Raw genomic sequence first — 12,429 nt, 5'->3', positions numbered from 1 at the left:
AGCGGGTTGGTCTGGTCCATGAACTGCGAGAGCTGCGAGGAACCGAAGAATTCGCGCACCGCCGCCGCGGCGGGCTTGGCGTTGATCAGATCCTGCGGCATCACGGTGTCGATCTCGACGCCCGACATGCGTTCGCGGATCGCGCGTTCCATCCGCAGCAGACCGACGCGATACTGGTTTTCCATCAGTTCGCCGACCGAACGCACCCGGCGATTGCCCAGGTGGTCGATATCGTCGATCTCGCCCTTGCCGTCGCGAAGCTCCACCAGCCCGCGCACGCAGGCCACGATATCTTCGGGGCGCAACGTCCGCTGGGTGTCCGGCGCATCGAGATTCAGACGCATGTTCATCTTCACGCGGCCGACCGCCGACAGGTCATAGCGTTCACTGTCGAAGAACAGGCTGTTGAACAGCGTCGAGGCAGCCTCGACGGTGGGCGGCTCGCCCGGGCGCATGACGCGATAGATATCCATCAGCGCCTGTTCGCGGTTCATGTTCTTGTCCGCAGCCATCGTGTTGCGGATATAGGGTCCGACATTGACATGATCGATGTCCAGAACCGGCACGTCGGTGACGTCATTGTCCAGCAGCACCTTGAGCAGGCCACCGTTCAACTCGCCTTCCTTGTCGTATTCGGCGGTGATTTCATCACCGGCCTCGGCATAGATCAGGCCGGTCTTCTCGTTGATGATATCCTTGGCGACAAAGCGTCCGATGATCCGCTCGAACGGAACAAGCAGCTTGACCTGATCGCCCGAATCCACAAGCTGCTTGACCAGACGCGGCGTCACCTTTTCGCCCGCCTTGGTGATGACCTCGCCCGTATCGGCATTGATCAGGTCATAGGCCGGACGGGTGCCGCGCACGCGCTCGGGGAAGAAGCGCGTGATCCATCCCCGCTCGCGACCCTTCTTCTTCAGCTTGTAATCGACCGTCTCGTAGAAGGCGTCCATGATGCCTTCCTGGTCCATGCCCAGCGAATACAGCAGCGTCGTCACCGGCAGCTTGCGGCGGCGGTCGATGCGCGCGAAGACCAGATCCTTGGCATCGAATTCGAAATCCAGCCACGAGCCGCGATAGGGGATGATGCGGCAGGCGAACAGCAGCTTGCCCGAGGAATGGGTCTTGCCGCGGTCATGGTCGAAGAAAACCCCCGGGCTGCGGTGCATCTGAGAGACCACGACCCGTTCGGTCCCGTTCACGATGAACGTACCGTTCTGCGTCATCAGGGGCATGTCGCCCATGAAAACGTCCTGTTCCTTGATGTCCTTGACCGACTTCGCACCGGTATTCTCATCCAGATCGAACACGATCAGCCGCAGCGTCACCTTCAGCGGCGCGGCATAGGTCATGTCGCGTTGCTGGCATTCCTCGACATCGTATTTCGGCTTTTCCAGCTCGTATTTCACGAATTCCAGCGTGGCGGTCTCGTTGAAATCCTTGATCGGAAAAACCGACTGGAACACGCCCTGGATGCCGTCGCCATCATTGTGGCCGGCACCCTCTCCCGAATTCAGGAACAGGTCATAGGATGATTTCTGAACCTCGATGAGGTTCGGCATCTCCAGCACTTCGCGGATATTGCCGTAATAGCGACGGATACGCTTCTGGCCGACATAGGATTGCGCCATGGGGTCTTGTCACCTTTCGTCTTCGCGCGCGCGCAACGGGTCGGGGCCCCCGAGGCGCGGCCTACGAATGCAGGGATGAGGTTCCATTCGTGCCGCACGTCCCACCGCGCGGCTCCCGAACCTCGAACATGCCCTGAAGGATGGTCCGGCAAAGGGACCGCCCTTCAAGACAGGTTCGGCAGGGGCCGGAAATTCCGGTCCCTGCCTCGTTCACTCAGCCATGGAACCGATTACTTCAGTTCGACCTTGGCGCCAGCCGCTTCCAGCTTCTTCTTCAGCTCTTCGGCTTCGTCCTTGTTCGCGCCTTCCTTGACCTTGCCGCCTGCTTCGACCAGATCCTTGGCCTCTTTCAGGCCCAGGCCGGTGATGCCGCGCACTTCCTTGATCACATTGATCTTGTTGGGGCCGGCTTCGGTCAGGACGACGTCGAATTCGGTCTTTTCCTCGGCGGCCTCGGCGGCGCCACCGGCAGCCGGACCGGCCATCATGACGGCGCCACCGGCGGCCGGCTCGATGCCGTATTCGTCTTTCAGGATGGTTTTCAGCTCCTGGGCTTCCAGCAGGGTCAGGCCCACGATTTCTTCGGCAAGTTTTTTCAGATCAGCCATTTTTCCGTTCTTTCCAGTTAGTGTTCCAACGTCGCGCTTTCAAGCACACGCCGGGAATCGGGTTGCGTCACGCAGCCTCGCGCTCTTCCAGAGTGCTGAGGATGCCCGCGATGTTCGAAGCAGGGGCGCCAATGGCACCGGCAATGTTCGCAGCGGGGGCGCCAATGCAGGACACGATCGAAGCGATAAGCTCGTCGCGCGACGGCATGGCGGCCACGGCTTTGACACCGGCCGGATCCAGAGCCGTGTCGCCCATGGCACCGCCGAGGATCACGAACTTGTCGTTCCCCTTGGCATAGTCCTCGCAGACCTTGGCCGCAGCCACAGGGTCTTCCGAGAAGGACAACACGGTCATGCCCGTCAGGTAATCGGCGATGCTTGCGCAAGGCTTACCCTCGAGGGCGATCTTGGCGAGCCTGTTCTTGGCAACGCGAACGGCACCACCCGCATCGCTCATGCGCGCGCGGAGGTCCTGCATCTGTGCAACCGTCATCCCTTCGTAGTGGGCAACCACGACGACGCCAGAGCTTTCAAAGATCTGGCCGAGTTCCTCGACCACCTGTTCTTTTTGCGCTCTATCCACGGTTTCACTCCAAGTTGGGGGTTTCCCCCCGGCTCTCACGTTTCCCGCCCCGGTCCGGGGCAGGTCGAGTCCGCTAGGGCAAGATCACCCGAAGGCCGAACCTTCGGAAAAATGCTTCTACCCATCTCAGGCAGGATATTAAGCTGGCAAGCCAGCACCCGCCGTCTCGGACGAATCGATACACGCGCAGACTGACATCTGCGCGCGGATCAGGCCGTCTCCTTAGTGCCTTTGGTTCGGGATGTGAAGGGCTATCTTGACCTGATCGCGACTTGGGCCATCATTTGCGGCCTTCGGACGAATCCGGACCTCCATCCGGCGATCATCCCGCACATGGCGGTGCGGCCAGGATCTTGCCTTGATTCGACCTTTCGGGCGCTTCCACGGTCGCCAAGCCTGTTTTGCTGAAATAAGACGGGGCGGGTCCGCAGGCCCGCCCCGTCATCATCATCGTCAAGGCTGAGTTACGCCTGCGTCGCGGAGACGACGTCGATCGACACGCCCGGGCCCATGGTGGAACTGATCGAGACCTTCTTCATATAGGTGCCCTTGGCGCCGCTGGGCCGCGCCTTGCTCACCGCGTCCACGAAGGCGCGGATGTTCTGGGCGAGCTTCTCGGCATCGAAGGACGCCTTGCCGACGCCGGCGTGAACGACGCCCGCCTTTTCGGCCTTGAACTGGACCTCACCGCCCTTGGCCGCCTTGACGGCTTCGGCGACATCCATCGTGACCGTGCCGACCTTGGGGTTCGGCATCAGGTTGCGCGGCCCCAGAATCTTGCCCAGACGGCCGACCAGCGGCATCATGTCCGGCGTCGCGATGCACCGATCAAAGTCGATCTTGCCCGACTGGATCGTTTCCATCAGATCCTCGGCACCGACGATATCGGCGCCCGCCTCCTTGGCCTCGTCGGCCTTGGGTCCACGCGCGAATACCGCAACACGAACATCCTTGCCGGTCCCGGCGGGCAGCGTCACGACACCGCGAACCATCTGGTCGGCATGACGCGGATTCACGCCCAGGTTCATCGCGATCTCGACCGTTTCATCGAATTTCGCGGTGGCGTTGTCCTTGACCAGCCTGACGGCATCCTCGACCGACAGATTCGCCTTGCCTTCGAACGCGGCACGTGCCGCGGCTTTCTTTTTCGCAATCTTCGCCATGGCTTAGCCCTTCACCTCGATACCGATCGACCGGGCCGAGCCCAGGATGATCTTCATCGCCTGCTCGACATCATTGGCGCTGAGGTCCTTCATCTTGGCCTCGGCGATCTCGCGCACCTGCTTGACGGTCACGGTGCCGGCGCTCGCGCGACCGGGCTTGTCCGAACCTTTCGGGCGGTTGCGCTTGCCCACCGGCTTCAGTCCGGCGGCCTTCTTCAGCAGAAACGAGGCCGGCGGCGTCTTCGTCTCGAAGGTGAAGGATTTGTCGGCATAATAGGTGATCACCACGGGAACCGGCGAGCCCTGTTCCATTTCCTGCGTGCGAGCGTTGAACTCTTTGCAGAATGCCATGATGTTGATGCCGCGTTGGCCCAATGCGGGACCGACGGGCGGGGACGGGTTCGCCTGACCCGCCTTGATTTGCAGCTTAAGCTGCCCGACGACTTTCTTGGCCATCTGGCCTTCTCCTTATCATCACGCCCCGTCCCTGATTGGACATCCGGGGCCCTGACTTAGCGGTTCGGCGGCGCGCCCCAAGGGGAAGACAGCCTCCCGCGACCAATCACGCGGTCTTGGCGACCTGCGTGAATTCCAGCTCGACCGGCGTGGGCCGGCCGAAGATCGACACCATGACCTTGATGCGCGAGGCGGCCTCGTCGACCTCCTCGACCATTCCCGAAAACCCCTCGAAGGGACCATCGGTCACGTTCACCTTTTCGCCCACATCAAAGCGGATCAGGTTGCGCGGGGCGACCGGTTCGCCCTCGCCCGTGCGGTTCAGCATCATGTTCACCTCGTCGTCGCGCATCGGCATCGGCTTGCCCTGCGCGCCGAGGAAACCGGTGACCCGGTTGATCGAATTGACCAGGTGATAGGTGCGATCAGACATGTCCATGTGAACCAGGACATAGCCCGGCATGAAGCGGCGTTCCGATGTAACCTTCTTGCCGCGCCGAATCTCGATCACCTGTTCGGTGGGGACCAGAACCTCGTCAATCTCGTCCTCAAGCCCCTTTTCGGACACCGACTGGCGAATCGCCTCGGCGACCTTCTTTTCGAAGTTCGACAGGACACTGACCGAATACCAACGCTTTGCCATGTCTCGATCGACCCCTGTTCGTCCTGATAGGGAATCGCGCGGCCGGGCCGGCAACTCCTTGAATTCCTGATATGTCCGCCAAAATTGAAATCGGCGTGCACGCGAGTTCGATGCACGCCGTCGCCGGACAGTCGGGGGCCAATACCGCTGCGGCCCCGAAAATGCAAGCCCGATCAGCCGCTGATCGCTTGAAGCCCCTGGGTCAGGCCAAAGCGGATGATCAGATCGACCAGAAAGAAGAACACGCTGGTCAGCGCGGCCATGATCATGACCATGATCGTCGTCGTGATCACCTCACGGCGGGTGGGCCAGGTGATCTTCGCGGCTTCGGCGCGGACCTGGTTGATGAACTGGACGGGATTGGCCACGAACGGCTCCTTCGGGTTTTCAGCCGCCGATGTATCGCCGATGCGCCGCCGTTTCAACCCTGCAAGGACGCATCCGAGGGCGACAGGAATGTGACCTTCGTCATCGCCGCCAATCGCGCGCAATCCTCGGCGTAGTCGCCGCCGCGCGGCAGGTCGGCGGCCGGGATGGCCGCGCGCAGGCCGGCATCTCCGGCGCCGCGCGGATGCGATTCCAGCGCCCGGTGCGCGATCTGGCGCCGGTCCTGCATCGTGTCGGAATGCGCGATCGCACCCAGATAATCGCGATAGGCCGCAGCCGACCATCCGATCCTGCGCGGCGCCGGATCGGGAATCAGCCGCGCGGCCTGCGGCCCGGCCATTCGCGCCAGCACCGACGGCCGCACCGAGCCCAGGTCCTCGTGGCGCCAGCAGACCAGGCTTTCGACGCCCGCCACCGACAGAAGCCTGTCCGCCAGATCGGACCAGCCCAGGCGTGCGCAATCCAGCCCCGCCAGATAATCGCCGATCCGCGCCTGCCGGCCCATTCGCAATTCCTCGCCAAAGGCCGAAATCAGGAAATCGGCGGGTTCGCGCACGGCCAGAAACAGCCTGATGCCAGAACCGTCCATCAGCCCGACCAGGTTTTCAAGCCGCGCCTGGGCAAGGGGATAAAGCTGCCCCCGGGGCGCAAACAGCCGTGCCGGCGTGGTGTCGCCCAGAATCAGCTCATCGGACAGAATCAGCCGGCCAGCCGATGCGCTCTCCTGCCGCAGCGCCCTGGCGGCCTGCCGCGCCTTCCATGGCGTCCGCCCGCAATCGTCCAGCAGGCGCCGAAGATCGGTCGGACCGGCGCGCAACCGGCGCGGCCCCATCCAGCCGATCCCCTGACGCGCCAATTGCGGCGCGGCACGATCGAAAGCGGTCTGAAGATGCGTGGTTGCGGTCTTGTGCGCGCCCAGATGAAGGCAGAGATTCATCGCAGCCGCCGGGCGGTTATTCCGACGACGGGCCTGGCAGGGGCAGGGGGACTCGAACCCACGACCCTCGGTTTTGGAGACCGATGCTCTACCAACTGAGCTATACCCCTGTGGCCGTGCGACCGTTTAAGGCACGGGGTGACGGGGTGCAAGGGTATTTCCACGCCTGACCAGCGGCGCGCGCCGGAACGACGGACGCCTATTCGGCCGCATCGGCGGCCAGAAAACCGCCCGACTGGCGTGCCCAAAGCCGCGCGTAAAGACCGTTTGCCGCCAGCAATTCGGCGTGGCTGCCCTGTTCGATGATCCTTCCCGCATCCATCACCACCAGCCGGTCCATGGCCGCGATGGTGGACAGCCGGTGCGCGATGGCAAGAACCGTCTTGCCCTGCATCAGCATCTCCAGCCGCGACTGGATCGCCGCCTCGACCTCGCTGTCCAGCGCACTGGTCGCCTCGTCCAGGATCAGGATCGGCGCATCCTTCAGCGCCACCCGCGCGATCGCGATCCTCTGGCGCTGGCCGCCCGACAGCTTCACCCCGCGTTCGCCGACATGCGCATCCAGGCCGCATCGCCCGAAACTGTCCGACAGCCCCGGCACGAAACCATGCGCCTCGGCCATTTCCAGCGCCTGCGCGATCTGATCCTCGGCCGCATCCGGGCGGCCATAGGCGATGTTGTCGCGCACCGAGCGATGCAGAAGCGAACTGTCCTGCGTGACCACGCCGATCGCGCCGCGCAGCGAATCCTGGGTCACCCGCGCGATATCCTGCCCGTCAATGGTGATGCGGCCGCTTTCAAGATCGTGAAGCCGCAGCAGCAGGTTCACCAGCGTCGATTTGCCTGCCCCCGACCGGCCGACCAGTCCGACCCGCTCGCCGGGCGCGATCGTCAGGCTCAGATCGTCCAGCACCGGCAGCGGGCGCGCGCCCGGGGCGCCGCCATAGCGGAAGGTGACGTTCCGGAACTCCACCGCGCCGGGTCCGCGACGCAAGGACCGCGCGGCGGGCGCGTCCAGAACCTGACGGGGCAGCGCAAGGCTGGAAATGCCGTCGCGCACGGTGCCGATATTCTCGAACAGGGCGGCGAATTCCCACATGATCCAGTGCGCCATGTTGTTGAGTCGCAAGGCCAGCGGCACCGCGACCGCAACCGCGCCGACCTCCACCCGGCCCTCGGACCATAGCCACAGCCCAAGCGCCGTCACCGCGCCGATCAGCGCCACGTTGATCGCGTTCAGCGTCACGTCCTGAATCGTCGAAAGCCGCATCTGCCGGTGCACGGTCCGCAAGAAGGCGTCCATCCCGTCGCGCATCCAGTCTTCCTCGCGGGCGGAATGGGAAAACAGCTTGACCGTCGCGATATTGGTATAGCTGTCCACGACCCGCCCGGTCATGGCCGAGCGCGCATCGGCCTGTTCCTGCGCCACCCGCCCCAGGCGCGGCACGATCTGCCACAACATCACCGCATAGGCCACTGCCCACAGCGCGAAAGGCACCGCCAGCCGCCAATCCTGACTACCCGCCAGCGCCAGCGCGCCGAGGAAATAGATCAGCACATAGCTGCCCACGTCCATGATCTTCATCGCGACCTCGCGCACCGCCAGCGCCGTCTGCATCAGCCTTTGCGCGATCCGGCCGGCGAATTCGTCCTGGAAATAGCCGATCGACTGACGCAGCAGATAGCGGTGGGCCTGCCAGCGGATGCGCTGCGGAAAATTGCCCATCAGGGACTGATGCAGAACCAGCGAGGCGATCAGGTTCAGCCCCGGCAAAAGGATCAGCAGCACCAGCGCCATCAGTGCCAGCCGTCCGCCCTGTTGCGTCCAGAACAGCGCGCGGGGCGTGTCGGCCATCCGGTCCACCAGGTCGCCCAGCCAGCCGAACAGCATCACCTCGATCAGCGCGATGACGCCCGAAAAGGCGGCAAGCAGCGTCAGCCACGGCAAGGCACCATGACTGTAATGCAGCAGAAAGCGCCACAGCGAGCGCGGCGGCATCGCCGGGCTGTCGCCGGGATAGGGGTCGATGCGGCGTTCGAACCACGCGAACATGGGATCGTCTCAGGCTTTGCGAAACCGGACAATATTGCTGACCCGGTGGCGAAGCCGAGTCAAGCAGGCTGATCTTTGATCGAGTTCGGAACATTGCCCGGCCGATGGCGTTTTTGCGGCGACGGGCCACGCCATCCCGGCACCAACGCCCCGGAAAGGAAATGCACATGACCGTCAAGAATCTGAAGGACCTTTATCTGGACCAGCTCGGCGATCTCTATTCCGCCTGCAAGCAATCCATGCCAGCCGTGACCGAGATGGGCCGCGCGGCCAAGTCGCGCGAGTTGTCCGAAGCCCTGATCAATGGCAATCAGGGCATTGCCCGCGGGATGGAGGTTCTGGCCGAACTTTGCAGCCGTCACGACGTCGACCCGACGGGCGAACATTGCAAGGGCATGGAAGGCCTTGTCGCCGAGGCGCGCAAACATGCGATCGAGACTGATTTTGCGGATGACGATGCCCAGGACGCGGCGATCATCACGCAATATCAGCGCCTCGCGCATTATGCCATCGCCGGCTATGGCTGCGTGCGGACCTTCGCCAACCGGCTCGACCTCGACAGCGACGCGGCCGCGCTTCAGGAATGTCTGGACAAAACCTGGGAAGGCGATCGGCACATGTCGAAGATTGCCGAGGGTGGTGTGAACGCGGCCGCGATGGATGGACGCTGACGCGGCATTCCGCATCCGATGACCGTCAACGCCCCGCCGGAACCGGCGGGGCGTCCTGATACGGGCGGGCTCAGACGTTGCCCGCCGCCATCTCGCCAGCGATGTGATCGGCCTGCCGGATCGCCAGCGCCACGATGGTCAGGGTCGGATTTTCGGCCGCCCCGGTGGTGAACTGGCTGCCATCGCTGACAAACAGGTTCTTCACATCGTGCGATCGGCCATTCTTGTCGACCACCCCGTCGCTGGGTTTTTCCGACATCCTGTTGGTGCCCAGATTGTGGGTCGAGGGATAGGGCGGCGTCGGCATCGTCCTGGTCGCGCCCACTTCCTTGTAGATGGCCTGCCCGACACCATAGGCATGGTTGCGCATCGCGATGTCGTTGGGATGGTCGCTGAAGTTGACGTTGGCCACCTTCAGCCCGAACCGGTCCTCGACATCGGAAAGCGTCACCCGGTTGGTTTCTTGCGGCATGTCCTCGCCCACGATCCAAAGACCGGCCATGTTCTCGTAGCTGTCCAGCGCCGTCGTGAACTCTCGTCCCCAGGCTCCGGGATCCAGGAAGGCCGCCATGAAGGGCAGCCCCAGGCTGAGCGTTTCCAGCTCATAGCCACCGACGAATCCGCGCGAGGGATCGTGTCTTGCCTCGTCACGGATGATGCCGGCCATGGTCGTGCCCCGCCACATCCGGACAGGCTTTTCGAACACGCCATAGACCGATCCGGTCGTATGCCGCATGTAGTTGCGGCCCACCTGCCCCGAGGAATTGGCCAGCCCGTCCGGGAACATCGAACTGGCAGAGTTCAGCAGCAGCCGCGGGCTTTCGAAACTGTTCCCCGCGACACAGACGATCCGGGCCTTCTGCATCTGCAGATTGCCATCCTTGTCGAAATATTCGACGCCGGTGACCTTGCCCGTGTCATCATGCAGGATGCGCGCGGCATGGGCGTTCTCGCGGACCTCCAGCTTGCCGGTCGCCTCGCCACGCGGGATGTCGGTATAGGCGGCGGACCATTTGGCGCCCCATTTGCAGCCCTGAAAGCAGAAACCCGTCTGCTGGCAAGAGATCCGGTCGTCATATTCGACACTGTTGATCGCCATGTTGCCGGTATGGACTTCCTTGTAACCAAGCGCCTTGGCGCCCTTTTCCAGCACCTTGTAATTGTTGCTGCCGGGAAGACGCGGACGGCCGCCGACACCGGTGACACCCAGCTTTTCCTCGGCCTTGTCGTACCAGGGCGCCATCTCCTCGCTTCCGATCGGCCAGTCCAGCAGGCTGGCCCCCTCGACCGCGCCATAGGTCGTCCTGGCCTTCCACTCGTGATCCTGAAACCGCAGCGAGGCGCCGGCCCAATGGACCGAGGTTCCGCCGACCGCCTTCACGATCCAGGCCGGCAGGCCCGAAAAATCCTTGGCCACCCGCCAGTCGCCGCTGGTCGTGCGCGGATCGGTCCAGGCCAGTTGCCCGAAACTTTCCCATTCGTCGTTCACGTAATCCTCGGGCAGATAGCGCCCGCCGGCCTCCAGGGCGACGACCTTGATGCCCTTCTGCGCCAGTTCGTTCGCCAGCACCCCGCCGCCGGCGCCGGTGCCGACGATGACCACGACGCCGTCGTCGTTCAGATCGAATTTCGCTGCTTCTGCCATGATTGTCTCTCCCCTCACAGCCAGTCGATGTCGTCGAAGCCGCGGTTGATATAGCCGCCCTGGGAATAGGATTCGCCCTCGTAGCCGAAGATCGGCCAGATCTCTTTCTGGTTATACAACCCGGTCACCAACCCCCCGCGCACGGTCTGGAAGAAGGGCGTATCCTCGATGGTCTTCAGGATCGTGACCCGGTCCGCTTCCCATCCTGCCGAAAGATAATCGTCGAAACCGGCCTCTTTCGCCGCGGCGTCCAGCGCGGCGACGCCTTCGGCGACCATCTGTTTCTGATCGTCGCTGTCATGGGACTTGACGGCGATGGCGTAGAATCGATCGCCGATCCTGTCATGCGGATAGATGTCGCGCGCCATCTGCAACAGCGTGGCCATCTCGTGTTCGCTGATCTTGCCGACCTCGACCGCCCAGGCGGCGTCGGGCGCGGCGATGAAACCCGCGCCCGCCACCGCCAGCGTGCCGGCCGCCGCCGCCCGCGACAACAGCGCCCGCCGGGTCAGCCCGTGCTTGCTGAGTTGAGACATGATTCCTCCTCCCTCACTTTCCTCCTGCGGCGGCCCTCCTCCGGCCGCCCGTTCAATCACCTGAAGCGGCCAGCCCGCTTCAGAACCTCGATCTGATAGCCATCCGGATCCGCGACAAAGAAGAACCGTGCGATCACCTCGTTGCCGGGCGCGAAATCGACCAGCTTGCGCGGCGCGAACCCCTCGGCCTGCAGCCGCGCGTGCAGCGCGTCCACGTCCTCGACCGAGAAGGCCACATGGCCATAGCCGTCGCCCAGGTCGTAGGGCTCGGTCCGGCCCTTGTTGACGGTCAGTTCCAGTTCCGTTTCGCTTTCGCCGTTCGACAGGTAGACCAGCGTGAAATCGTCGAAATCCAGCCGGTCCGCGACCTCCAGCCCGAAGCAGCGCCGGTAGAAATCGACCGAGCGTTCCTCGTCCAGAACCCGGATCATCGAATGGATATATTTCGCCATGCCGGCCTCTCCCCAGTTCGTCCATCATGGGACAAGACTAGAAGGCGGAACGCGGGCGTGGGTAGTAACGGGTTACTACGGACGTATTTATTCGGCCGCGATGGCGGTCTGACCCAGCTGCTGATCCTCGCCCAGGTGGATGGTGCAGGCGCAGCGCAGCAAAGAGGTAAAGTTCCGGGCCTCGCCATGCAGTTCCAGAACCTCGGCGTGAAGCTTGGAAATGAAAGCCGGCGTGCTCACCCCCTCACGCGCGGCGATGTCGTCGAGGATCCGCCAGAAGGCCCGTTCCAGGCGGATCGAGGTGGATTGCCCGTTCAACCGCAGGCTGCGGGTCTCGGATTCATAGCGTTCGGGGTCCTGCCCCGCGAAGATCTGGCACATCGGCTTGATCCCGGCTGGTGATGGGAAACCGAGTTTGCGCCGGAAGCGCGATCACGTCAACAAGATGCGATCGCGGGGATCACGCGATGATCGGCAAAGGTCGCGGTCCTCAGGCTGAGACTGCCGATCTGGCGGACAAGGAAGAACCGGTCCTCACGATCACCCCTGCAAGACCGCGCCAGGAAATCAGGCAAAAGGCCCGCCCTTTCCGGGGCGGGCCTTTCATGTTGGCTTGCTGCGCGGGCGCGCAGTTGCGCGATCACTCGATGATCTTGGAGACCAC

The 12,429-nt window shown here is 63.4% G+C and carries 14 protein-coding genes, 1 tRNA gene and 1 pseudogene; 2 read left to right on the top strand and 14 right to left on the bottom strand.

What is annotated here, in order from left to right; all coding sequences use genetic code 11:
• The 10 genes and pseudogenes from B4A72_RS10725 to B4A72_RS10680 form a co-directional block, all read right to left on the bottom strand.
• A pseudogene (locus tag B4A72_RS10725) lies at positions 1 to 1,631 on the bottom strand (DNA-directed RNA polymerase subunit beta); the annotation flags it as partial.
• A gap of 230 nt (positions 1,632 to 1,861) precedes the next feature.
• Positions 1,862 to 2,239: a 50S ribosomal protein L7/L12 gene (gene rplL / locus B4A72_RS10720; protein WP_292957396.1), complete on the bottom strand. Its 378-nt coding sequence runs from the start codon at positions 2,237 to 2,239 to the stop codon at positions 1,862 to 1,864.
• Between the two features lie 67 nt (positions 2,240 to 2,306).
• Positions 2,307 to 2,822, bottom strand: coding sequence for a 50S ribosomal protein L10 (rplJ, locus tag B4A72_RS10715; RefSeq protein ID WP_292957393.1), 516 nt, complete (start codon positions 2,820 to 2,822; stop codon positions 2,307 to 2,309).
• Positions 2,823 to 3,286: 464 nt separating this feature from the next.
• Positions 3,287 to 3,985, bottom strand: coding sequence for a 50S ribosomal protein L1 (gene rplA / locus B4A72_RS10710; RefSeq protein ID WP_292957390.1), 699 nt, complete (start codon positions 3,983 to 3,985; stop codon positions 3,287 to 3,289).
• Between the two features lie 3 nt (positions 3,986 to 3,988).
• Positions 3,989 to 4,441, bottom strand: coding sequence for a 50S ribosomal protein L11 (rplK, locus tag B4A72_RS10705; protein ID WP_292957387.1), 453 nt, complete (start codon positions 4,439 to 4,441; stop codon positions 3,989 to 3,991).
• 106 nt (positions 4,442 to 4,547) lie between these two features.
• The gene (nusG, locus tag B4A72_RS10700; RefSeq protein WP_292957384.1) at positions 4,548 to 5,084 is read right to left on the bottom strand and encodes a transcription termination/antitermination protein NusG; all 537 of its coding nucleotides are present in this window, start codon (positions 5,082 to 5,084) and stop codon (positions 4,548 to 4,550) included.
• A gap of 173 nt (positions 5,085 to 5,257) precedes the next feature.
• Positions 5,258 to 5,452 (bottom strand): preprotein translocase subunit SecE, encoded by a 195-nt coding sequence (gene secE / locus B4A72_RS10695; protein ID WP_292957382.1) that lies wholly within the window; start codon positions 5,450 to 5,452, stop codon positions 5,258 to 5,260.
• A 53-nt stretch (positions 5,453 to 5,505) separates the two neighbouring features.
• Positions 5,506 to 6,408: a hypothetical protein gene (locus B4A72_RS10690; protein WP_292957380.1), complete on the bottom strand. Its 903-nt coding sequence runs from the start codon at positions 6,406 to 6,408 to the stop codon at positions 5,506 to 5,508.
• A 34-nt stretch (positions 6,409 to 6,442) separates the two neighbouring features.
• A tRNA-Trp gene (locus B4A72_RS10685) sits at positions 6,443 to 6,518 on the bottom strand.
• 89 nt (positions 6,519 to 6,607) lie between these two features.
• On the bottom strand, positions 6,608 to 8,461 hold the full coding sequence (locus tag B4A72_RS10680) for an ABC transporter ATP-binding protein (protein ID WP_292978553.1): 1,854 nt from the start codon (positions 8,459 to 8,461) through the stop codon (positions 6,608 to 6,610).
• A 167-nt stretch (positions 8,462 to 8,628) separates the two neighbouring features.
• Between B4A72_RS10680 and B4A72_RS10675 the strand changes: the two genes are divergently transcribed.
• Complete coding sequence (locus B4A72_RS10675; RefSeq protein ID WP_292957375.1) at positions 8,629 to 9,132, top strand: DUF892 family protein; 504 nt, start codon at positions 8,629 to 8,631, stop codon at positions 9,130 to 9,132.
• Between the two features lie 70 nt (positions 9,133 to 9,202).
• On the opposite strand, the gene B4A72_RS10670 is transcribed toward B4A72_RS10675, so the two are convergent.
• The 4 genes from B4A72_RS10670 to B4A72_RS10655 form a co-directional block, all read right to left on the bottom strand.
• A complete protein-coding gene (locus B4A72_RS10670; protein WP_292957372.1) occupies positions 9,203 to 10,777 on the bottom strand; it encodes a GMC family oxidoreductase in 1,575 nt (524 codons plus the stop codon).
• A 14-nt stretch (positions 10,778 to 10,791) separates the two neighbouring features.
• Positions 10,792 to 11,313: a Twin-arginine translocation pathway signal gene (locus B4A72_RS10665; protein ID WP_292957369.1), complete on the bottom strand. Its 522-nt coding sequence runs from the start codon at positions 11,311 to 11,313 to the stop codon at positions 10,792 to 10,794.
• A 56-nt stretch (positions 11,314 to 11,369) separates the two neighbouring features.
• Positions 11,370 to 11,765, bottom strand: a complete 396-nt coding sequence (locus B4A72_RS10660; RefSeq protein ID WP_292957366.1) for a VOC family protein — start codon at positions 11,763 to 11,765, stop codon at positions 11,370 to 11,372.
• Positions 11,766 to 11,852: 87 nt separating this feature from the next.
• Entirely contained in the window at positions 11,853 to 12,146 is a 294-nt protein-coding gene (locus B4A72_RS10655; protein WP_292957363.1) for a ribbon-helix-helix domain-containing protein, read from the bottom strand.
• Between the two features lie 86 nt (positions 12,147 to 12,232).
• Between B4A72_RS10655 and B4A72_RS10650 the strand changes: the two genes are divergently transcribed.
• Positions 12,233 to 12,429 (top strand): hypothetical protein (locus tag B4A72_RS10650; RefSeq protein ID WP_292978551.1); only part of this gene is annotated, 197 nt, incomplete at its 3' end.

This window comes from Paracoccus sp. UBA5162 (assembly GCF_002413585.1).
Lineage (GTDB): Bacteria > Pseudomonadota > Alphaproteobacteria > Rhodobacterales > Rhodobacteraceae > Paracoccus.
This window is presented reverse-complemented; position numbering and strand designations above follow the sequence as displayed.